This is a genomic window from Acinetobacter sp. YH01010 (assembly GCF_013420775.1).
Classification (GTDB): domain Bacteria; phylum Pseudomonadota; class Gammaproteobacteria; order Pseudomonadales; family Moraxellaceae; genus Acinetobacter; species Acinetobacter amyesii.
In genome coordinates this window covers 85,937-108,985 of sequence record NZ_VOYF01000013.1, presented here as the reverse complement: position 1 = coordinate 108,985, position 23,049 = coordinate 85,937, and the positions used below count along the sequence as shown (strand labels likewise).

General features: G+C 40.2%; 22 protein-coding genes and 1 pseudogene. 9 read left to right on the top strand and 14 right to left on the bottom strand.

The annotated features are described in order from the left end of the window. Window positions 1-19 precede the first annotated feature (19 nt). From uca to FTT77_RS12535, 4 genes and pseudogenes are all read left to right on the top strand, one after another. A complete protein-coding gene (uca, locus tag FTT77_RS12550; RefSeq protein ID WP_180026404.1) occupies window positions 20-3,619 on the top strand; it encodes an urea carboxylase in 3,600 nt (1,199 codons plus the stop codon). 2 nt (window positions 3,620-3,621) lie between these two features. Next, the gene (locus tag FTT77_RS12545; RefSeq protein WP_180007654.1) at window positions 3,622-4,311 is read left to right on the top strand and encodes a GntR family transcriptional regulator; all 690 of its coding nucleotides are present in this window, start codon (window positions 3,622-3,624) and stop codon (window positions 4,309-4,311) included. 159 nt (window positions 4,312-4,470) lie between these two features. Beyond that, window positions 4,471-4,872, top strand: a pseudogene (locus tag FTT77_RS17480) (guanosine-3',5'-bis(diphosphate) 3'-pyrophosphohydrolase); the annotation flags it as partial. Window positions 4,873-5,408: 536 nt separating this feature from the next. Beyond that, window positions 5,409-5,546, top strand: a complete 138-nt coding sequence (locus tag FTT77_RS12535; RefSeq protein ID WP_168379152.1) for a hypothetical protein — start codon at window positions 5,409-5,411, stop codon at window positions 5,544-5,546. Window positions 5,547-5,575: 29 nt separating this feature from the next. Here the strand turns inward: FTT77_RS12535 and FTT77_RS12530 are convergent, their stop codons facing one another. After that, on the bottom strand, window positions 5,576-6,271 hold the full coding sequence (locus FTT77_RS12530; RefSeq protein WP_168379153.1) for a pirin-like bicupin family protein: 696 nt from the start codon (window positions 6,269-6,271) through the stop codon (window positions 5,576-5,578). Window positions 6,272-6,463: 192 nt separating this feature from the next. Next, a complete protein-coding gene (locus FTT77_RS12525) occupies window positions 6,464-7,684 on the bottom strand; it encodes a L,D-transpeptidase (RefSeq protein WP_180048626.1) in 1,221 nt (406 codons plus the stop codon). A 205-nt stretch (window positions 7,685-7,889) separates the two neighbouring features. Between FTT77_RS12525 and hemE the strand changes: the two genes are divergently transcribed. The 5 genes from hemE to FTT77_RS12500 all read left to right on the top strand — a co-directional run bounded on the left by hemE (window position 7,890) and on the right by FTT77_RS12500 (window position 13,881). Continuing rightward, window positions 7,890-8,960 (top strand): uroporphyrinogen decarboxylase, encoded by a 1,071-nt coding sequence (hemE, locus tag FTT77_RS12520; protein ID WP_078191978.1) that lies wholly within the window; start codon window positions 7,890-7,892, stop codon window positions 8,958-8,960. 40 nt (window positions 8,961-9,000) lie between these two features. Further along, a complete protein-coding gene (locus tag FTT77_RS12515) occupies window positions 9,001-9,792 on the top strand; it encodes a DUF817 domain-containing protein (protein WP_180109405.1) in 792 nt (263 codons plus the stop codon). Between the two features lie 150 nt (window positions 9,793-9,942). Further along, the gene (locus tag FTT77_RS12510; RefSeq protein ID WP_078190276.1) at window positions 9,943-10,413 is read left to right on the top strand and encodes a DUF3015 family protein; all 471 of its coding nucleotides are present in this window, start codon (window positions 9,943-9,945) and stop codon (window positions 10,411-10,413) included. Between the two features lie 80 nt (window positions 10,414-10,493). Then, window positions 10,494-12,398 (top strand): DUF4105 domain-containing protein, encoded by a 1,905-nt coding sequence (locus tag FTT77_RS12505; protein ID WP_180109402.1) that lies wholly within the window; start codon window positions 10,494-10,496, stop codon window positions 12,396-12,398. A 106-nt stretch (window positions 12,399-12,504) separates the two neighbouring features. Beyond that, entirely contained in the window at window positions 12,505-13,881 is a 1,377-nt protein-coding gene (locus FTT77_RS12500) for a diguanylate cyclase (protein ID WP_180022745.1), read from the top strand. Between the two features lie 79 nt (window positions 13,882-13,960). On the opposite strand, the gene FTT77_RS12495 is transcribed toward FTT77_RS12500, so the two are convergent. The 12 genes from FTT77_RS12495 to FTT77_RS17475 all read right to left on the bottom strand — a co-directional run bounded on the left by FTT77_RS12495 (window position 13,961) and on the right by FTT77_RS17475 (window position 22,671). Further along, on the bottom strand, window positions 13,961-14,317 hold the full coding sequence (locus FTT77_RS12495; protein ID WP_180059902.1) for a cupin domain-containing protein: 357 nt from the start codon (window positions 14,315-14,317) through the stop codon (window positions 13,961-13,963). Between the two features lie 119 nt (window positions 14,318-14,436). Continuing rightward, window positions 14,437-14,985, bottom strand: coding sequence for a GTP cyclohydrolase I FolE (gene folE / locus FTT77_RS12490; protein WP_171262632.1), 549 nt, complete (start codon window positions 14,983-14,985; stop codon window positions 14,437-14,439). 95 nt (window positions 14,986-15,080) lie between these two features. Further along, entirely contained in the window at window positions 15,081-15,770 is a 690-nt protein-coding gene (locus tag FTT77_RS12485; RefSeq protein WP_078190270.1) for a Smr/MutS family protein, read from the bottom strand. 111 nt (window positions 15,771-15,881) lie between these two features. After that, window positions 15,882-16,865: a hypothetical protein gene (locus FTT77_RS12480; protein WP_180109401.1), complete on the bottom strand. Its 984-nt coding sequence runs from the start codon at window positions 16,863-16,865 to the stop codon at window positions 15,882-15,884. Between the two features lie 105 nt (window positions 16,866-16,970). Further along, on the bottom strand, window positions 16,971-17,777 hold the full coding sequence (gene trpC / locus FTT77_RS12475; RefSeq protein ID WP_180109400.1) for an indole-3-glycerol phosphate synthase TrpC: 807 nt from the start codon (window positions 17,775-17,777) through the stop codon (window positions 16,971-16,973). Window positions 17,778-17,793: 16 nt separating this feature from the next. Beyond that, the gene (gene trpD / locus FTT77_RS12470) at window positions 17,794-18,840 is read right to left on the bottom strand and encodes an anthranilate phosphoribosyltransferase (protein WP_078191968.1); all 1,047 of its coding nucleotides are present in this window, start codon (window positions 18,838-18,840) and stop codon (window positions 17,794-17,796) included. Window positions 18,841-18,858: 18 nt separating this feature from the next. Then, on the bottom strand, window positions 18,859-19,443 hold the full coding sequence (locus FTT77_RS12465; RefSeq protein ID WP_078190263.1) for an aminodeoxychorismate/anthranilate synthase component II: 585 nt from the start codon (window positions 19,441-19,443) through the stop codon (window positions 18,859-18,861). A 116-nt stretch (window positions 19,444-19,559) separates the two neighbouring features. Beyond that, the gene (locus FTT77_RS12460) at window positions 19,560-19,763 is read right to left on the bottom strand and encodes an AlpA family transcriptional regulator (protein ID WP_111884584.1); all 204 of its coding nucleotides are present in this window, start codon (window positions 19,761-19,763) and stop codon (window positions 19,560-19,562) included. A gap of 94 nt (window positions 19,764-19,857) precedes the next feature. Further along, window positions 19,858-20,115: a hypothetical protein gene (locus FTT77_RS12455; RefSeq protein ID WP_180026396.1), complete on the bottom strand. Its 258-nt coding sequence runs from the start codon at window positions 20,113-20,115 to the stop codon at window positions 19,858-19,860. Next, complete coding sequence (locus tag FTT77_RS12450) at window positions 20,112-21,281, bottom strand: hypothetical protein (protein ID WP_180109399.1); 1,170 nt, start codon at window positions 21,279-21,281, stop codon at window positions 20,112-20,114. The genes FTT77_RS12455 and FTT77_RS12450 overlap by 4 nt, the downstream gene beginning before the upstream one ends. Continuing rightward, complete coding sequence (locus FTT77_RS12445) at window positions 21,278-22,399, bottom strand: ATP-binding protein (RefSeq protein ID WP_180109398.1); 1,122 nt, start codon at window positions 22,397-22,399, stop codon at window positions 21,278-21,280. Before FTT77_RS12445 ends, FTT77_RS12450 begins: the two co-directional genes overlap by 4 nt. Then, the gene (locus FTT77_RS17475) at window positions 22,399-22,671 is read right to left on the bottom strand and encodes a hypothetical protein (RefSeq protein WP_257224720.1); all 273 of its coding nucleotides are present in this window, start codon (window positions 22,669-22,671) and stop codon (window positions 22,399-22,401) included. Before FTT77_RS17475 ends, FTT77_RS12445 begins: the two co-directional genes overlap by 1 nt. Window positions 22,672-23,049: the final 378 nt, after the last annotated feature.

The window sequence follows — 23,049 nt, the reverse complement described above, 5'->3', positions numbered from 1 at the left end:
AAAAATCGGGGAAATAATCATGTTTAAAACAGTTTTAATTGCAAACCGTGGTGAAATTGCTGTTCGTGCGATTCGTACTCTAAAAAAATTAGGTGTGAAATCTGTTGCCGTGTATTCAGAGACCGACCGTTATGCACAGCATGTGTTAGATGCAGATGTAGCGGTTTCACTTGAAGGTGTTAAACCTGCAGAAACTTATTTAAGTATTGAAAAATTGATTCAAGCAGCCAAACAAACTGGCGCTGAAGCAATATTTCCCGGTTATGGTTTTTTATCTGAAAGTGCCGACTTTGCCCGTGCATGTGAGGAAAATAACATTGCTTTTATGGGGCCAACGGCTGAACAAATTTTAGAGTTTGGTTTGAAGCATCGTGCACGTGAATTGGCTGCGGCCGCCAATGTACCCATGACACCAGGCACAGGTTTATTGGCAAGTTTGGATGAAGCACTCGCATCTGCTGCAGAGATTGGCTATCCAATCATGCTGAAAAGCACCGCAGGTGGTGGCGGAATTGGTTTAACCCGCTGTGATGATGAACAATCATTAAAAGATGCGTATGAAAGTGTAAAGCGTCTAGGCGAGCAATTCTTTAAGGATGCAGGTGTTTTCCTCGAACGTTTTGTCGATAAAGCCCGTCACGTAGAAGTACAAATTTTTGGTGATGGTTTAGGTCAAGTCGTTGCCTTTGGGGAGCGCGATTGTTCATTGCAGCGCCGTAACCAAAAAGTCGTTGAGGAAACACCTGCACCGCACTTACCAGAAGCAACCCGTCAAAAATTGCACCGTGCTGCTGTAGAGCTTGGTCAATTGGTGAAATACCGCAGCGCAGGTACGGTTGAGTTTATCTATGATGCTGCCCGTGATGAAGTGTATTTCCTTGAAGTGAATACCCGTTTGCAGGTTGAACACCCAGTCACTGAAATGGTGACGGGCTTAGACCTGATTGAATGCATGCTGAAAGTGGCGGCAGGTGATGCTTTAGATTGGGAAAAACTCAGCAATATTCAACCCAATGGTGCTGCCATTGAAGTGCGAATTTATGCGGAAGATCCAGTGAAAAACTTCCAGCCAAGTCCGGGTGTGTTGACGGATGTGTATTTCCCTGAAGATATTCGTGTGGATACTTGGGTGTCTACAGGTACTGAAATTTCACAATATTTTGACCCGATGATTGCCAAAATTATTGTGCATGCTGCAGACCGAGACAGTGCGATTGCCAAGTTAAAAACAGCCTTGGCTGAAACCCGCTTGAATGGCATCAGCACCAACTTAGACTATGCGCATACCGTAGTGTCTGATGCACGCTTTGAAAATATGCAAATTTGGACACGCCTGCTGGATGATTTTAAATATGTGCCAAATGTGATTGAGGTGCTGCAACCAGGTACACAAAGTACGATTCAGGATTATCCGGGGCGTGTGGGCTATTGGGATATTGGTGTACCGCCATCAGGCCCAATGGATGATTATGCATTTCAGTTGGCCAATCAAGTTGTGGGTAATCCAAAATCGGCAGCAGGCTTTGAATTTACCTTACAAGGACCAAGTCTTAAATTTCATGCCAACAGCATCGTAGCCTTAGCAGGTGCGCCATGCAGCGCGGCTCTAGATGGAGTAAATGTCGATTTTTGGCAGCCGATCAACATCAAAGCTGGGCAAACTTTGGTACTAGGACAAGTTGAATCGGGTTGCCGTACATATCTTGCAATCCGCAATGGGTTAAATGTACCTAAATATCTAGGCAGTCGTTCAACCTTTGCATTGGGTAATTTTGGCGGTCATGCAGGGCGAGTGCTGCGCGCAGGCGACATGATTAAAATGGTCAACCCTAGCCTGCCTTTGGATGGATTGGAAATTGCTACAGCAGCACCACAAGCTTTGGCAGCAGAGCGTATTCCAAGCTATGGCAAAGAATGGAAAATTGGCGTGCTGTATGGTCCGCATGGTGCACCCGATTTCTTTAAACCTGAATATATTGAAGAATTCTTTGCTTCAACATGGAATGTGCACTTTAATTCAAACCGTTTAGGTATTCGCCTAACAGGTCCGACACCAAGCTGGGCACGTGAAAATGGCGGTGAAGCAGGTTTACATCCATCCAATGTGCATGATTGTGAATATGCCATTGGGGCGATTAACTTCACCGGTGATTTCCCTGTGATTTTGGCTAAAGATGGCCCAAGCCTCGGTGGCTTTGTTTGCCCAGTAACCATTGCCAAAGCAGAACTTTGGAAGATTGGTCAGCTTAAAGCAGATGACAGCATCAGTTTCTATCCGATGAGTGTTGAACAAGCCAATGCCTTGGAAGTTCAACAAATTGCCGATATCCAAAACTTTGCTCAAGCACCTGAAGCAAAACAGGCGGCAACTTTTGAATGTAAGCCAGAAGGGATATTGGCAGTGCGTGAAGCAGATGCGTATGCGCCGAAAGCTATATATCGTCAGGCAGGTGACAGTTACATCTTGCTGGAATATGGCGAAAACGTTCTCGACCTTGCATTGCGCTTACGTGTTTATCGACTGATGCAGCTGATTCGTGAAGCGAATATTGATGGCATCTTAGAGCTTTCACCAGGTGTACGTTCACTGCAAATTAAATATGATGGATTGCGTTTCAGCCAAGCGAATTTGATTCAGTTCTTATTGGGTCTCGAAAATGAGATGGGCGATTTGAGCCAAATTAAAATTCCATCCCGTATTATTCACTTGCCGATGGCATTTGAGGATTCGGCAACTTTAGGTGCTGTAGAACGTTATCAAGAAAGTGTTTGTGCCAAAGCGCCATGGTTGCCAAATAACGTCGATTTCATTCAGCGTATTAATGGCTTAGACAGCCGTGAGCAAGTCAAAGACATCATTTTCGATGCAAATTACTTAATTTTAGGTTTGGGCGATGTGTATTTAACTGCACCTTGTGCAGTGCCAATTGATCCGCGTCATCGTTTGCTCAGCTCGAAATATAACCCTGCACGTACTTTTACTGCAGAAGGCACAGTGGGTATTGGCGGTATGTACATGTGTATCTATGGCATGGACTCACCAGGCGGTTATCAATTGATTGGCCGTACACTGCCTATTTGGAATAAGTTTAAAAAGAACAAACAGTTTGGCGATCAGCAATGGTTCTTACGCTTCTTTGATCAAATTAAATATTATGAAGTAACCGAAGCTGAACTGGATCAATTCCGTGCTGACTTTGCCAATGGTGTGGCGGAAATCAAAATTGAAGAAACTGAATTTGATTTTGCAGCCTATCAAGCCTTTTTAGAAACAGAAAAGGACAGTATTGCCGAATTTAAAGCGCAGCAGCTGCAGGCATTTACAACTGAAGTTGAACGCTGGAAAGATGAGTTTGATGCGCCTGCGGAAATGGAAATCCTGCAAGATGATACCGACTATAGCCAGTATGCAGCCTTGAATGCATCGATGACCGGCAACATTTGGAAAATTTTTGTCGAAGCGGGACAGTCTGTGAAGAAAGGTGAGACTGTAGCCATTATTGAAGCGATGAAAATGGAGCTTCCAGTCTATGCCGATGATGATGGTATCGTGAAAGCGATTATCTGCCGTGCAGGACAAACGGTACATAGCGGTGAGCCGCTGGTTTATATGGAATAAACATGACCACAACCACCATTGTTGGGAAAAGCTCAGACAACTTGTCTGAGCTGGTTTTCCAAAAAATAAAAAACGATATTTTTGATTTCCAGCTCAAACCGGGCGCACGTTTTACCGAATCTGAAATTGCCGAGTTGTATGAAGTGAGCCGTACACCCGTACGTCAGGCTTTATACCGTTTACAGCAAGATGGCTATGTAAGAGTACATTTTCGTAGCGGTTGGGAGGTGAAGCCGCTGAACTTTAAAGCTTATGAAGAACTGTATGATTTGCGGATTTTGCTTGAATGCTATGCCATTGAGCAGCTCTGCAAAATGGAAACAGAACAACTCAAACAGGCTTTACAAGACTTGGTGAATCTGTGGTGTATTCAGCCTGAGCAGTATTTGCATGATTTAAAAACTTTATCGATGCAAGATGAAGCATTTCACTGTCAATTGGTTGAAGCAATAGGCAATAGTGAAATGGCAAAGGTGCATCGGGATGTGAGTGAAAAAATCCGTATTATTCGACGTTTAGATTTTTCTAAAGATTATCGAATTGAAGCCACTTATGCAGAGCATCAACAAATTTTACAATTGATCTTTGGACATAATGTGACAGCGGCATTGGAGAAAATGCGCAGCCATATTCAGCAAAGTAAAGAAGAGGTGAAAAAAATTACTTTGGAAATGTTGGCGCGAATGGCATAGAAGTATTTGCAAAAGATCTACCTCACGATAATTCACGGTAGATATGTATTTTACGAGTCAATCTGTGTCGTTCGAGTAGCGCTTAGAGTTACAAATATCTGTATTCATTGGTTAATATGATGGAGAAAAATAAAAAAGACCACGAAGGGGAGATTCTTTATTTCAACTTTAGAAAATGCGATTTCTTTGGCGACTGAACGCCATTTCGGACAAGTCGATAAAGCGGGACAAGCCTATATTCAACATCCACTTCGTGTGATGCAAAATGTGCAACATCCCGACGCTAAAATCGTCGCTGTATTACATGACATTTTAGAAGATACAGAGACAACAACGGATGAGCTTCATGCTTTAGGTTTTCAAGCCCATATTATCGACGCAATACAGGCACTAACTAAAACAACAGGTGAGAACCGATTTCAAGCGGCGCAGCGTACTGCTAAAAATGCAATAGCGTGTGAAATAAAACTCAGTGATTTACACGACAATATGGATTTATCGCGCTTAACTTCGGTCACAGCAAAAGATCGACGTCGGTATCAACAATATGTCAAAGTTAAACGTAGATTAGAGCGTGCTCGGAGCGTCCATTTACATCTGATCGATTTAAATCTAACAACAGATTATCCGAGATTTCAATTTCAAAGTTCACAGCAAAATTTTCAGTATCTGCTCAATGCGATGTTTGATCTAGAGCATTCATTAGGTGGCGTTCAGATTGGAAGTCCACAGGAGTGGTGGATTTTATTTGAAGATGTCAGCGCATATTTTGCATATTGCCAAAGAAAGGGAGTAGTTCCCAAGCAGGCAACATTCTTCGATTTAATTTTAAACACAGATCGGGACTATTTCGGTGGCATCTTTCAATCTGAACAAGATCGGCAATTATTTTTCTCTATGTTTAACGTCTTTATGCAAAATCATTTTTATCGCGTGGAAACTGAAGGCTGATTAGATAGATTGCATCAGCAATAGAATAAAATCACCTTTGATTGATGAATTTTATCTAGATAATTAGATGCTGAGTGTCATTTAAGAATATCTCGAAATGCTTGATTTCGAGACGTTTAAAGTGATTCCATCCATTGACATCTCCAATGAAACATGTGGCCATGCTTGCTGAGCCTTATGCCTCAATCCTACATGGCATCATGGTGGCTGCAGGGTTTATCATTCCAACTTTGGTGTTGATGTGGTTGTATAAACGAAGTGAACGCCTGAGCCAAGCGACATAAAAAAAGCCCTCACATTTGAGGGCTTTTTTTTATTTTACTTCAGGTAAATCAAACCAAATCACTTGAGCATCTTCAAGCGCTTCAATTTGGCTATCTTCTAAGAACGCAATTGCACCACCAGCTTCAACTTTATGTTCAGCAATTTGCACTGAACCTGAAATAACATGGATATAGTTGATATGCTGCGTTGCATGGATATCTAAAGATTGACCTTTCGTCAAAAATGCAGATTTAACTTCCGCTTGCTGGCGAATATGCATAGCTGCATTGTCATTTGGACCGACAATTAAATGCCATTGATTGGGTTGATCGCGTGGATCACATTTAATTTGTTGATAGGTCGGTTCAGCATCACGTTCATTTGGAACGATCCAAATTTGTAGTAAATGTACATCTTCATCACCTTGGTTCATTTCGCTATGACGCACACCTGTACCTGCGCTCATCAGCTGCCATTCACCCGCAGAAATGCCACCATGGTTGCCCATGCTGTCTTTATGCGTAATGGTACCTTTTAACACACAAGTTAAAATTTCCATGTTGTCATGTGGGTGTTGACCGAAACCTTCATGTGCTGCAATTAAGTCATCATTAATTACACGAAGCGCACTAACGCCCATGTATTTCGGGTCATACCAGTTACCAAAAGAGAAGCTGTGTTTAGACTCAAGCCAGCCCATTTTTACGTGACCACGGTTTTCACTTGGATGTAAAAAAGCATTCATGGCATTCATCCTTATCTTAATTATTGAACATGTGCCTATTTTAAGATTGAACTAAATCGGGATATATAGTTTTTTAGCGACAATTCATCCTATTTTTGCAACGATCATTCATGATTGAGTCTTTTGTTATGCATGAATGCACAGCTATAAAAAAAGCCTGCACGAAGCAGGCTTTTTTAAATGTGACTAAAATTATTCTAAGAATTTAACAGTCACACCAGATTTCACTTTCTTACCTAAGTCATTTGCATCCCAGTTGGTCAAACGAATACAACCGTGTGACGCAGTTTTAGAGATAGCAGATGGGTTCGGTGTACCGTGAATACCGAATGATTTTTTGCTCAAGCCAATCCAGATATTACCGACAGGGCCATTTGGACCAGGTGGTAATGAAAGTGGTTTTTTGTTGTTGCCTTGAACAAAGTTAGACGGTGAGTAGCTGTACCATGGGTTTGGTGCAACACCTGTGACTTTGTATGTACCTGTAGGCGATGGAGTATCTGAACTACCAATCGTTGCAGGGAATGAACCGATCATTTGGTTGCGGCTATTAAACAAGTAAAGTTGTTTCGCGCCTTTATGTGCAACGATTAGGTGAATATCTTCAGGAACTTCGTTACGAATATTCGCTACTAAGATTTTTTCACCAGCTTTTTTAAATGTCGCTTTTGGATTCAACTTTTTCAAAAAGTCTTCATCCATGTGGAATTTTTCACCCAACATTTCAGTCACACGTGTGTAGTACAAGCCCTTCATTTTTGCTTGTAATGCATAGTCGTGTGGAATCGATGCTGCATAAGGACCTTTCAAGTCTGCATCAGTCAATGTGTATTCAATAAATGCAGGTTTAGAACCTTGTTTTGCAATCAGTGCATCCCAAGTTTCTTTAGTTAAAGTCCCTGTAGGTTTCAAGCTATTCATTTGTTGGAATGAAGCGATCGCCTTTAAGGTATTTTTACCACTAGTACCATCAATTGCACCTGGTGAAGCATGTGCATTATTGAGCATGACATGCGCACGTGCATAAACAGGGAATTGACCTTTACCGATATTGTCATACCACTGTGCATTATTTAGGTCATTTAAACCCCAAGCAACTTTGGCAGCAGGCGAAGTTGATGTTGGAGTTGTAGCAGTCGATGTAGCAGGTGCAGCACCGATGTCGGCTTTAACATCTTCTGATTGTTGCAGGCTGTCTAAAGTTTGCGATGCTTGGTTCAGATCTTCTTGTTCTTGAGCGCTAATCTGGCTAGTTGCAGATGAAGCTTCAGTCGCTAACGGATCAATGGGATCCTGAACTGCAACATTAGTCACTTTTTTTGGCGTTAATGGTTGTTCAGCAGTAGATGCGGCAATAGCTGTACCAGCAAATATGCAACTTAGGCTCAGTGCGAGCATGGTGCGAACGAACATGTAATTCAACCTTAAGAATTATTCATTTACTGTGTATTAAAAACTGGCTAAGTATTACAGAAAAAAAGTGGAGATGCAGTAGTTGTTTTGTGTAAATATCATTTTTGGCACTCAACATGATCGGTTTTTAAATGCTTGAGAAGTTATTATATTTACAACCTTTTTGATATGATGATGCGAATATCGAATTAAGTTGGGAAAGTGAATGACGACCTTAAAAAATGATCGTTTCTTGCGTGCCTTATTACGTGAACCGGTAGATGCAACTCCGGTTTGGATGATGCGTCAGGCTGGCCGTTATTTACCAGAGTATCGTGAAACACGTGCAAAAGCGGGTGATTTCCTATCTCTTTGTAAAAATACAGAATTTGCTTGTGAAGTTACTTTACAACCTTTGCGTCGTTATGACTTAGACGCAGCTATTTTATTTTCAGACATTTTGACAGTACCTGATGCGTTGGGTTTGGGACTGTATTTTGAAGCAGGTGAAGGTCCGAAGTTTCATAAAACTGTACGTACCGAACAAGATGTACTGAATTTACCTAAGTTTAATGCCAAATCTGACTTAGATTATGTCATGAATGCAGTGACTACGATTCGTTCAGCATTGGGCGGACAAGTTCCTTTGATTGGTTTCTCAGGCAGTCCTTGGACACTGGCAACCTATATGGTGGAAGGCGGTTCAAGCAAAGATTTCCGTTTTACGAAACAAATGATGTATGCACAACCTGAAGTACTGCATGCTTTATTAGACCGTTTGGCTGTGGCGGTGACTGAATATCTCAATGCGCAGATTGATGCAGGTGCCCAAGCTGTACAAATCTTTGATAGTTGGGGTGGGGCATTAGCACACCGTGAATACATTGAATTTTCACTAAACTACATGCAAAAAATCGTGGCAGGATTACAGCGTGAAAAAGATGGACGCAAAGTTCCTGTGATTTTGTTTACCAAAGGTGGTGGTCAATGGTTAGAGCCAATGATTGCAACGGGTGCAGATGCCTTTGGTTTAGATTGGACTACGCCATTAAATGTGGCGCGTCAAACAGTCGCAGGCCGTGCAGCATTGCAAGGCAACTTAGATCCAGCAACATTATATGGTTCGCCTGAAGCGATTGCGAAAGCGACGCGTGCCATGTTAGATGATGCATATGCCAACGGTGAAAAAACCGGTTATGTGGCGAACTTAGGTCATGGTATTACTCAGTGGGTAGATCCAGCCAATCCAAAAGCCTTTATTGATACGGTACACGAATATAGTGCCAAGTATTTATAAGGCTTCAAGGAAATAGGTTTAGGATTCAACCGTGGTCAAGATGATAAAATCATGTTTTGAGTTCTCTTATAAGGCAGCTTCGGCTGCCTTATTTGGGATATTACTGTTGATCGCTTTTGCATTAACAGCAGCAATGGGAAGTCAGGAATATTTTGGCTTTTTCCGTTATGACTATTTATTGTTTTATGCACTGATCATTCAAGTGTGTTTACTCTGCTTAAAACTTGAGTCTTGGGCGGAAGCCAAAGTCATAGCACTGTTTCATATCCTTGCAATGGGGATGGAAATATTTCTGACCCATCCACACATTGCCTCATGGCAATATCCGCAGCCTGCCGTTTTCAAACTGCTGACCGTGCCATTATTTGCAGGTTTCATGTACTCGGCAGTAGGAAGTTTCTTTGCACGTTCGTTACGTCTATATCAGGTGTCGTTCAGTAACTTACCGCGTTTTGGCAATATGCTGTGCTTAGCCGTTTTGTCATATCTTAATTTTATGACCAAATTTTTTGTGCCAGATATTCGTATGCTTTTGTTTGCTTGGAGTGTGGTAATCTTTTGGAAAACCAAGCTCAGTTTTCAATTACAAAATCATGTGATTCAGTTGCCCATGTTACCAGTACTGTTGATTTTGGCATTTTTGATTTGGATTGCAGAAAATATCAGTACCTTCTATCAAATTTGGTTATATCCAAGTCAGGTCGATGCATGGCATATGGTCGGTTGGGGGAAACTTGGTTCTTGGTATTTGTTGCTATTACTCAGTTTGGTTTTAGTACTCAAAATCCTTGGAAAACGTGACGAAAATGGTACTTGGTTGCTCAAAAAATAGTGAAAAAGAACGTATTATTTTTAGCCAAAAGTTTTAGATGAAAATGTTTTGCCTTATCTGAAAGATCAAGTTAATCTACAGGTGTGTAATCAAAATTACACATGTTTTAATAATTAAAAACAATGGAATAAAATTCCCTGGAGAAGTGCTATGTTAAAAAAATTAGCTTTAGTTGCAGTCGTTGCACTAGGTTCTACAGCTGCTTTTGCTGACCGTGACGTAGGTTGTGGTGTTGGTTCTCAAGTTTGGGCTGGTCAATCAGGTAAAATTCCTAAAATTTTAGCTGCGACTACCAACGGTATTTTTACTAACCAATTACTTGGTATTACTTTTGGTACTTTAGGTTGTAGCGGTACAGGTACAGTAACTGCTCAAGCGGTAACTTTTACCAATGAAAATGCTGAATCACTTGCTCGTGATATGGCAGTTGGTCAAGGTGAGAGCCTGAATGTTTTGGCTGAGCTTTTAAACATCCAATCGACAGATAAAGCACGTTTCTTTGCTGTGTCTAAAGCAAATTTTGCTGAAATCTATTCAGCTGAAAACCAGTCTTCTCTACAAGTACTTGCTTCATTACAAAGTGTAATGGCAAAAGACGAAGTACTTAAAGCATACGTTTAATCGATGCTTTCAAAACCCTGTCTCTCGGCAGGGTTTTTTTATTATCTAAAATATATAAAAATGGATTTGAATATAACTGAATGAAATCAATTGCATTATTTTGTACTTTTATGATTCCGAGCATCATATATGCTCAGCAAGTTGTAGATTCTACTCCCTCTAAAACCGTAGAGTTACAGCGATATATTGAACTTGCACAATCAAAAAAACTGTCTGAACACATCAGTTGGCAACGACTTTTATATACAGATCATAAAGGACAAAGTGAAGTTGCTTTTTCAGGTTACTTTCTAGATGAAAATGGCCGTCAAAATGCCCAAGCCGAATTAGAGGCAGATGTTGCTGCACTGTTTCAAACCGCCGAACCTAATCAAGCCTTTCGTTGTCGTTTCCCAGCGCGTAGTCAGTGGCTGATGCAAGAGTTATCCATCCGTTCAGAGCAGTTACCAGTGGTGAGCTGCCCTGAGTTTGATGAATGGTTTGGAAAAATTAAGCCTTATAAAGCGACATTAATCTTCGCCACAGACTTTATGGGTAATCCAAGTTCTATGTTTGGACATACCTTATTGCGTCTCGATCCGAAAGATCAGAAAGAGCTAAATTTGGTGTCATACGCCATTAATTATGCAGCCACAGTTGCAGGTGAAGATAACTGGTCTTATGCATGGAAAGGATTAACAGGGCAATATCCTGGTGAATATTCCTTGATGCCGTACTACCGTAAAGTGAAAGAATATGGTGATTTTGAAAGTCGTGATTTGTGGGAATATGAGCTAGCACTAACCGAGCAAGAAACCAGTTATTTGGTTAAACATATTTGGGAAATGCAAAATGTAAGTTTTCCCTATTATTTCGCCAGTGATAACTGTGCATATCGATTATTGGGCTTAATGGATTTGGTTCGCCCCACACTGAATTTAACCCAGAAATTTAAAGTCGCTTCCATTCCCGTTGAGACGATCAAAGCGATCAATGATGAACAACTGATTCAAGCAGCGGTTTATCGTCCTGCATTAGAAACGCAGCTTTTGTCACAAGCGCAGCAACATGGATATCGTTTAGCACGCGAAGCGCATAAGCTCGCTGAAATTGAACCTGCGAACATGTCGACAGCACTCGCTCAGTTTAATGAAGCAGAGCAAGCGAAAATATTGGAAATGGCGTACGACCATCTGTATTTATTGCTGATTGGTCGAAAGGTGAGTGCGGAAGAAACGCAGCCTAAATTGCGTCAAATCTTGGCCTTACGTAGCCAATCTTCACAACCAAAACAACGGACTGAACCTACGCAGCCAAGTCTAGACCCAGTCAATGGACATCATGCGCGAAATTTTTCAGCTACCGTGGGTGAAGTTCAAGGTGAAAAATATATCGAACTCGGTCATCGTCAGGCTTATCATGATTTGATCGATCCGCAAGGTGGCTTTCGGATTGGTACGCAGTTGATGTTTTGGGATGGCTCGATCCAATATCGAGACGACCAATTCAAGATCAATCATTTTGATTTTTTATCGGTCAATTCTTACAACCCGATCACGCCATTTAAAACACCGCTAAGCTGGGGTTTTAATTTTGGCTGGCAGCAAGTGTCTGTAGATGCAGGTCAATTTAGCGAAACGAAACAACATGGCGTTGCTGAATTAAAAGCGCAATCCGGTTATAGCTGGGCCAATCAAGAACGCACGCATTTGTGTTATGCACAGTCTCAAATGCAGGTGCAGGGCGGTAAGTCTCTCGATCAGGGCTGGCGAGTTGGCCTTGGGCCGACACTGGGTTGCCAAAATATTTGGTCAGAAAAATTAAATAGTTTGGTTCAGGCAGAGCTTCCGTATTGGGAAGATGCACATCAATGGAATCTGAAACTCGATGCAGAATTACAATATATCGTCAACCAACAAAATGCCTTAAGACTAGGCTATGAATACCAGCAGCAAGATGATCAAGATTGGAATAAATTGAAATTGAGTTATGTATTTTTCTATTAATTTTTAAGATAGATAAAATATGAAATATCAAATAAATTTGTTTTTTTATGTAAGTAAAGCAAGGTATGATTGCTAGCTTTGTAATAGCTGTGGTTTGTGTCACCGAATGAATCAAGAATGTATTACAGGTCTAAGTCAGACTTGGAAAGATATTTGTGATCAATATACTGAAAATGAACATCTTGCAGCATTGCAATTTATCCAAAGGCATGTTGAACATTTAGTTACTGTTTTTTATGAACAAATGTCACGTGAGCCAGAGTCAGCTGAATTTTTTAAAGACGATATCATTCAAAAAAGGCTCATCGACACTTTAAGAAAATGGTTGTTAGAAACGTTTAATGTCGCACTGAATGGTGAATTTGAAAGCTCAGTCAAAAGACAGCAGAAAGTTGGAATGGTACACGCGCGTGTTGGTATTCCGTCATGGTTCATCATACGTGGTGTGCGTGAAATAGAACGTAAAATATTTGAAATTTTAGAGCTAAACCAAACGCAAAGTATTCTCCATATGTGCAGTTATATTGTGCAAATTATGGGGTTCAGCACAGAAATTATGTGCCGATCTTATGAGATCAATACGGAAAAAAACCAAGAAACAAAACACAATTATCGCTTATTTTCAGCGATGCAAGATGTGGCCGTGCATAAAGATAAACAACGGGGTTCATTGCTCGACTGGGAAAATGAACTGATGTTTAAAATCTTTTCGGGCAATGTTGGTTTTTATCATCCCTTATTTTCAAAATCAGAGTTTGGGCTATGGTTCATTCATAAAGCGGCATATGCTTTTTCAGGTTCAGATCAGGTTCAACTGATTATTGACAGAATTTATGAAGTGGATCAATTAACCCAGCAAACGATGCAGATGACGGAAAAAGATCAGCTGCAACAGTTGATTCAACAGATTCGTGAATTGAACCGTGAAATTCAGCATCTAGTTGATCAACTATTTCAAGTGGCTGAATATATTGAGTCTGGCAATGATTCTTTGACTCAACTCCTAAACCGTCGTTATCTCAGTACGATTATTTCACGTGAAATTACCTTTGCGCGGCAAAATGAAACGCCGTTGTCTTTGCTCGCCTTTGACGCGGATTATTTCAAAATGATCAATGATAAGTTTGGTCATGCGGCAGGTGATCTTGCGCTCAAATTTATTGCCGAAGCCTTACAGCGTTATAGTCAAGGTAGCGATTATGCATTCCGTATTGGTGGGGAAGAGTTCTTATTACTCTTGGTGGATACTGGTGTAAACCGTGCGATGAAAATTGCAGAAAATATTCGCCAATATATTGAAAAGGGTTTGATCCGAACGGCACAAGGTCAGCAATTTAGTTTTACCGTAAGCATTGGTTGTGTACAGTATGATGGACATCCTGATTATCAGCGTTTCTTAGATGCAGCAGATCATGCGCTGTATGCGGCAAAAAATAATGGTCGAAACTGTATCCAAGTCACTAAGCATTTGTCGTATATCTAATTCGTTCAGAGTATAAAAAACTCCCTTATGTGGGAGTTTTTTATGGGTAAATGCGTTTTATGGCGAGATGTGCCGTAATTTAAACTTCAACAACCACATAGTATTTTTTGACGGCTTCGACAACTTCAAACTTGCCCTGAAACGATGGGGGAATAATGCCCGCTTGGCCAGCGGAAACTTCAATATACCCGCCTTGTTGATCATAAATACGTACTAATCCTTCAAGGATTGTAAAAAACTCTTGTTTATTGGGTGCAAAGACAATATTCCATGCGCCAACTTCACATTGCCAAATCCCGCAGTCCATATTGGGGTGTGCATACATGCTTGCAGTTTCACGTTTGGGATTGCCCTGAACCAAACGGTCTGGGCGAGGGTAATCTATGCTGTGATCGGCTTGCGCTAAACCCTGACCAGCAATATATACATCTGACATGATTCATCCTGAAAATAGTGCTTTGCTATCAAAGCAAATGATTTGGGACATTAAAACACAAATAAAAAAAGCCTCAAGAGTTTGAAGCTTTTTTATGAGTGCTAACGCTGAATGTTCTGTTAATAGCTTTCAGGTACAGCACTTAGGAATTCACGGCGTTCTTCTTTATTGGTTTTAAAGTCACCGACAAAAGAAACGGTACGGGTTGTAGACTCTTGTTTACCCACACCACGCATCATCATACACATGTGAGCTGAATCAATCACCACAGCAACACCACGCGCACCAGTCACTTCAGCCACTGCTTCAGCAATCTGCTGAGTAAGGTTTTCCTGAATTTGTAAGCGACGGGCAAACATTTCTGTAATACGTGCGAATTTTGATAAACCTAAAACATTGCCTTCTGGGAGATAAGCAATATGTACGCGACCATAAAAAGGTAATAAATGGTGCTCACACAAAGAATAGAATTCGATATTCTTAACTAAGACCATTTCACGGTTATCTGATGGGAAAACCGCATTGTTGGTCACTTCTTCAAGTGTCTGGCTATAACCAGAAGTAAGATATGAAAAAGCTTTAGCAGCACGCATAGGCGTATCTTTAAGACCCGGGCGATTCAGATCTTCACCAACGGCAGTTAGGATATTTGCGTAGGATTGCTGCATAGACATAAGACGTGTTCACTTACACTGAGAGATTGAACAAGGACGGCATTGTAGCAGAAAACTATTACAATGCCTTCTTTTGGAGTTAAATCCGATTATTGTTTAAACTGTGGGTTTTTTTCTGCACGTTTAAGCAGAACCAGTACAGCACCTGTGCCGCCTTGTTTTTCTGGGGCGCTCACAAATGCCAATACATCACGATGTTGACGTAACCAACTATTTACATAAGTTTTTAAAATTGCTTCTGGACCTTTGCCATGCACAATTTTAATGACGTTTTGATTGTCATCTTTCGCCATTTGAATAATTTGCAGCACGGCAGAACGGGCTTCTTCAACAGTGCAACCGTGTAAGTCGACAGCTTCAAACCAACGTAGATTACCAGCTTTCAAATCTTCAAAAACTTTATGTTGTAAGGTTGCAATGCGATAGCTTAAAGCAGCTTGACTGGCAACAGGGTTGAGCATCGCTTGCGTATCAGAAAGTAATGCATCATCTGTTTCCATAGGACCAATTGCAGCAGCACGTTTAGCCAACGTTTGCGCATCAGGTTTTTTACGACCCACTTTTTCCATTTTTGCAGTATTTCCTGCATTCATTTTTTGAACACCTTGCATTTGCTTTTGGAAAAGCGCGAAGTCTTCTTCCTGCTCTTGTTCAACAGTCTTTGGCGTTGGCTCAGGCTGTTTAGCAATCGTTGAGGAATGTGGATTCGTAATTTGCTTTTTAAAAGATTTCAGTAGGTTGTACTGATCTTTTGAAAGCGAAGAATCGTGTTTGCTCATAATGAAAAAACGGGAAATATACAAAAATTTAGTGCAATTATAGCCTTAAATGGCACTGATTTGAACTGGAAAGACTTTATATAAAGAAGATCTCCTAATTCATTACAAGTCCTATTTGGGCTTCAAAGTTGAATTAATTAATTTAATAACTTTTTTATTTTTATATTGTTCTGCAAGAGCTAATGCTGATTGTTCTTCATTAAATTTAGAAATACACACGATTTCGGTTGAAGCGCCTTTTTCAAGTAAATAAGAAATTATCTGATATTGATTTAGGCGGATAGCTTTACCTAATGGGGAGCATCTAGTGAAATAATATGTTTGTGGTTCAACTTCATCTACTACAAGTTCATTTATTTTTCTAAGCTTCATTTTTTTAATGAAAGAAATATCTGTGTGCTCGATTGCCGCCATAATTAAGGTGGTATCATAAAATTCATTGTTTTCACCAAAATTTAAATATTCAAGATACAAATTTTTGGCTTTTTCATAATTATCAATATCATTTTTCTGTGTCAGGTTCTTTATCGCATTTTGGAAAAAATCATTCATATCATCAAAATCATTTATTGCTGCATGGAACATGAATAGATTTATTAAATATGGCTCATCAGCTAAATTCTTTTTCAATAAATGAGGGTTATCTTTATAAAAAATCTGTTCAAAATAATTTAATTTTTCCATGGAAATAGGGTGAGATTTAATATTGATTGGTTTTGATAAAGAATTTTTATGTTCTTTAGAAATAGAATAATAGGTTGAATTTTCAATATTCTTGTTTTTAGTATTGATTGAGTAATTAATGACTATTGGTAAGCCTTGATAACTAACGATTTCAATTTGATTCTTATTGAAATCATAATTTTTGCCCTTTAGCACGTTAGTATTTATATTTGGAAAAATTTGATTTAGGTCAATCTGCGCAGCAATGATGCCTTCGGGCATAGTGGAAATATTAAAGTAGAGGATATGATTTTGGTCAATAAGATACGGTGAGCCTGTATACAGAGTTATATTTTTTGCCCAACTTAACTGGTGTAGTGAAACCAAGATTAATGAAATGAATAGAAGAGTAGAAGAAATAATCGACTTCATTATTTTTAATTCTCAATTGAATAAAATTATAAAAAGGATGTGTAATTTTTTTAATATGGATGCAAAAGAGAAAAAGGGTGAGCGAACTCACCCTACATATTTCATTTATATTTTATCAGGCACACCAAACAGCTCTTTAAAAGCCTGATCAGGGCGTGGTTGCTTCATAAAACTTTCACCGACCAAGAAGGCATGAATGTCATGTTCTTGCATCATGGCTACATCAGTAGGTGTTGCAATACCGCTTTCTGTTACAAGTAGGCGAGAAGGCTCAAGTAACTTCTTCAAACGTAATGATGTATTGAGGTCAACATCAAAAGTTTTTAGATTGCGGTTATTGACGCCAAGTAGACAGTTGTCAGAAAGACGCATTGCACGCTCAAGTTCTTCTTCGTCATGTACTTCAACCAACACGTCGAGATTGTGCTCAAAAGCAGTTTTCGACATTTCTTCGAGTTGTTGATCAGACAAACAAGCCACGATTAATAAAATACAGTCCGCATGTAAAGCGCGTGCTTCAATTACGCCATAAGGATCAATTAAAAAATCTTTACGCAGCGCAGGTAAGTCACAGTTCTTACGTGCAATCTGAATGTTTTCATCGGCACCTTGGAAAAAATCCACATCGGTGAGAACAGACAAACATGCCGCACCAGCATCTTGATACTGCTGCGCAATTTCAGCAGGGTTAAAGTTTTCACGAATGATGCCTTTCGATGGTGATGCCTTTTTAATTTCAGCAATCACCCCCGGACGTTTAGAGCCGAGGTTTTGTGCAAAACCTCGAACAGGTGTAGCTGCTTGAGCTAGCTCTTCGACATCTTTATAGCTACGTTGTTTAAGACGGGCTGCAAATTCTTCTTTTTTACGGTCAACAATTTTACCTAAAATTGTATTGGCGATATCTACCATGATTTGAGTCCTAATCTTAAGCTTCGTATTCTTTTAAAGTTTTCGTAAATTCTGACAAAATGCCCATTTTCTCTAGAGCTTGACCGCCATAGATAATGTCATGTGCTAATGCAACACCTTGTTTATAGCTATTGGTTAAGCCTGAAACATAGATACCGGCACCTGCATTTAGGGCAATCATATTCGCGGCTTTATCACCGAGAGCAGATTTATTTTTACCTAAAGCATCTTTAATTAATTTCAGACTTTCCGCAGCACTATCTACAGATAGACCTGTTAAGGTTTGCGACTCGATATCTACAGCTTCAGGTTGAATTTCCCATTCAGTGACTTCGCCATCTTTGAGTTCAGCAACATAAGTACTTGATGCAAGGCTAATTTCATCTAAACCGTCTTTTGAATGCACCACCAAGACATGTTCTGCACCAAGCTGTTTTAAAACTTCAGCCATAGGACGACATAATTCTGTAGAGAAAACACCAATCACAAAACGTTTTACGCCGGCCGGATTTGTAAGCGGGCCAAGTAGGTTGAAAATACTACGGAAGCCCAATTCTTTACGTGGACCAGCAGCATATTTCATGGCTTTATGATGATTAGGTGCAAAGAGGAAACCCACGCCCATTTCACGAATACAGCGTTCAGTTTGCTGCATGTTCAGGTCAAGGTTAATTCCTGCCTGTTCTAAAAGATCAGAAGATCCTGATTTTGATGAAACACCACGACCGCCATGTTTGGCAATGGTTGCGCCTGCTGCTGCAATGACAAAACTAGACGCAGTAGAGACGTTAAATAAGTTTTGACCATCACCACCTGTACCAACGATATCCACCAAATGTGGCAGATCACTGACATCGATTTTGATCGCAAATTCACGCATTACACGTGCTGCGGCAGTGATTTCATCAATACTTTCACCTTTTTGGCGTAAGCCCATCATAAGTGCGCCAATTTGCGCATCGGTCGCTTCACCTTGCATGATGGTACGCATCACTTCTTCCATTTGAGGTTGAGTGAGTTCAATATTTTTCGTGATGTTATTTAAAGCTTGTTGAATATTCATAATATTTTTTGCACTCGATTAAGCGTAAATTTCTAAGAAGTTTTTAAAGATTTGATGACCATGTTCACTAAGAATTGATTCAGGGTGAAACTGCACGCCTTCGACAGGCAATGTCTTATGTTTAACGCCCATGATTTCTTCCATCGTGCCATCTTCTTCATTGGTCCAGCAGGTCACTTCTAAACATTCAGGCAAAGTCGCTTGATCAATCACCAAAGAGTGATAACGCGTTGCGGAAAATGGAGAAGGGAGGTTGCTGAAAATACCTTGATCGCTGTGATACATGTCAGATAAACGACCGTGCATCACTTTTTTAGCGCGAATAATATCGCCGCCAAAAGCTTGTCCTATGGCTTGGTGGCCTAAACACACACCCAGTAAAGGAATTTTTCCCGCAAAGTGTTGAATCGCAGGAATTGAAATACCTGCTTCACTTGGCGAACAAGGGCCAGGACCAATGACTAAATACTTCGGTTGCCATCGCTCGATATCTTCCAATGTCACGGCATCGTTACGTACAACTTTTACTTCCTGATTTAACTCGCCAAAATATTGGACGATGTTGTAGGTAAAAGAGTCATAATTGTCGATCATGAGAAGCATATCAAGCGTATCCCTAAGAAATTTATACTAATATTTTGTTTAACGTTTTTTTGTTACCCGTAACGTTACCCGTTTTAAGAACTTCAACTTAAATTAGGCACAAAATATAAAGCCTGCTAAGTGCAGGCTATATTATCAGATTCTTGTTTGTATTTTTCGACTTCTTTCTTCACTTGAGATTCGTGCCAAAAAACATCTTTTTCGCTTAAACGGATTGGCTCGGGAAGCTCTCCTTGCTTTAACATTCTATAGAACTTAGTTTTCCCAACAGAGAGAAGTTTCATAAAATCATTAGCCCGAACTCGACGATCAATTTCCATCAAGATACCTCCTTTAAAATTTGTTTCACTGATTCAAGAAAATCCTCAGAAATACTTTCATGTCCTATATCTGTATCTTCGCCGTTGGGATCCATCACGCCACCTTTAAAATAAGGGCCTGGGCTTGAAGGCGAAGAATAAATTCTTTGCCATTCTTTAGCCATAATTTAAGAAAAAGCTCATAACGCTTTTGAGCAGCACCATTCATGTTTCCCGCATTATCAATCTTCAAACCAGGTTTATTTGCTTTAGTGAAAACAGCTTCACCAACAATTTTATTAATTACGCATTGATATCCATCACTTGCTAAAAACATTGTGAAGGCCGGGACTAATGATTTAGGACAAATCATGAGCTCACCTCACTTGCTTGATTTTCAAGCTCGAAGCGACGCTTTTTAACGTAGCCCATTAACTTTGGTTGAATTTCAGGACTACGTGCAGAAACATCAATTTCCAATGCATCTAATGCCGTTAAGTCTGGTGCATTTTGAATCTGAACCATAAGTGAAGGGGGAGTTTTAATTTCAGCTTCTGCAGGTGCGAGCTCACGTAGGCGCTTATGAATAGCATCCAATAATGGTTTGCGCTGTGCTTCAGTCCAGTTGCGTGTATAACCGGTAAGGACGGTAGCTTCTTTAGGTGTTTGAGCATTTGTTGCACTGGTTATTAAATCTTTCAAAAGATTTTGATATTCATCATCTGTTGATTCACTAGCTAACTTATTTTTCGCTACTAACTTTTCGGCCTCAACCTGCAAACGTTTGAGTTCTTCTACACTTAAGTTGTCAGTCGTATGTTCTGGCTTAGGTGTATATTGCTCAGGATCTAGTTCAAGCAGCTTATCCTCAGTTAACTTACATAGGTGCTGAGTGTGTTCACGTTCTAAATGACCATTTGCAATGAACACCGGACGTAATGCTAAGACTGCTTCGTTGGTGGTACATGCATTAATTTGCATAGTGAACTTTTCAACCAGTTTCAATGGATCTGTTTCAATCTCTTCAACTGTAGATTGCTCTGATGTCTTTTCTTCAACATCATTTGATGTTTGAATTTGGGTATTTTTAGCTTCTGTAGCCGATTCATCCTCCCAAGGCAATGATGTATCAGAGACAGGTTCTTCTTTATTTAAAGAACCACCACTCACTGAAATCAATGCCTGAGCGTGAACTACCGCATTATCTTCATATAGATGAACTAAGCCACGAGTGAGTAATTCCAAGTCAGATGCAGAGTTTTTCCATTTGAATGATTTACTCAATTCAGCTGTTAAAAGTGAAGGGGCAAAACATGGAGTGCCTTTTGCCGGTGCTTCGGATATTGCTTCTGGAACTTGCATGGTACCAATGGCCATATATACGACAGCAATGCGGAATTCATGATCAGGGTCAAAGAAAACAGTCGCAGGGAAGTTGCGAATGCTATCAAAATCTAAATCAGATCCAGAATGACGACATTCAATGTTTTGACCTGCAGCCATGGCAGCAAATGCTTCTTGTCCGTTTAAGATAATCATGAATTTACTCCCGCTTTAGCAATTTGATCTATTTCCTGTTTTACTTCTTGAATTTTCGATACATCGATCTGCATCAGCGAATCTATACCTAGATGTTCGCATACAGTTTTTGTATCTAATCCACGCTCATCGATGAAGGCCAATAGATCATCACGTTGCGCATCTGATATGCCATTAAATTCAGGTGGACTCATCCACGTTTCTTTATGCTTATCAAAGGTACAATTCAGTTCTTTGGCCTTAAGTAGCATGGCTTGGCGCATGTTTTGGTAATACATATGGCTCTTATCAAGAGACTCAGTTAACTGGTTTAGATCACTGGCATATAGCGCTTCATCACAGCTTTGTTTCCAGTTTTCCAAGTCTTCAAGTGCTTTTGCTGAAGCCAATTGCGCAGGGGTTAATGTATTGATGTGTGCTTTAGCTGCTGAAATTAATTGTGCTAAAAACATCGGTTCTGTTTTTAAGTCAGGTACCCAAACTTCACCAGTTTCTCCACCAAGAGCACCTGAGTTTTTTGCATGATGAGTTGGAGATGGTTTGAAGTTAATGACACGCGCATTCTTACCTTCGCCAGTAGTGACAGTAGTCATGTAGCCCATCATATCTGCGATACGGTACAGCTCATTTCTATTCTTACCACCTAAGTCAGGACGGTAGATGATCTGATCATTGTTTTGGTCCTCAGAGGCGTGAGCAATAAAGACAACATCTTTACCCATGCTAATCAGGGTATTCACATACTGCTTAAAAGTTTGATTGGCCAAGCCTTGGGCTTTAAGTTTTAAAGCGCCATCTTTCTGCCGGTTGTTTGGATGAAGTAGTAGGTGGGTTTTAATGCATTCAAGCATCGCGCCTACTGTATCAATAACGACAGTGTTGTAAGGTGCTAAGTCTTGAGTTGTAAGACCTGCAACGTCAGCCCATTGTTGAACAGGGATCACTGCGCCACGACGAAGTTCACCGGTACGATGAGCACCACGGTCGAAGTCAAAGGAAACAGCTTTATCTGCAGTAAAGCCTAAAGAGGATTTACCGAGGCCTGGATCTGCATAGATGTAAGTGATGATGGCACTGACATTTAGAGCTTGGTCTGCTGGAATAATATTAATCGGCATCACACTTCTCCCAACAAACGGTTTTTAATCATGTGCTGCACCAACAATTCATTGATGTTGCGGTGGTCGTTGTAGTCCGTGAAGTCGGGGAATGGGTTGCCGTATTCATCGGAGATGTGATCTACAGATAACTGGGTAATTTCAGCAGTATCAAATTCACTACCGGGTACGCCGTAACTGTCTTCAAATGGTTCAAAGTCAAAGCTTACGTCTAGGGTAAAGTTGTCTAAACGGATAACAGCACTACCAGAAGTTTTGGAAGTGAGTTCCATTGCAGCGACAGTAGTGACTTCAGGTATGCTTTTGTGAAGCACCTGAGTATTGTCAGCATGAGGCTTGTATGCGAATGCCAATGCACCGATTGTTACGGTTGCAGCGACAAGTGTTACCTTGAGGCTATTGAAAGGGTTTAATGTTTTGTTCATACTTATCTCGCAGTTTGCAAAGCACATCAGGAGTTAAGAGGTCTGGTGTGCTTTTTTGTTGTCTGTGAGATAAAGGTAAGTTAACTTACCTATATAGTCAAGTGTATTTGGTAATTAAAGTTACTTTTGACTCTTTTTTGAATTATTAGTGGATAAAAGAATCTTTTTAAATACTAAATAAAAACATCCTCTAATTACTTGAAAATATGGGAATAATATCTGAAA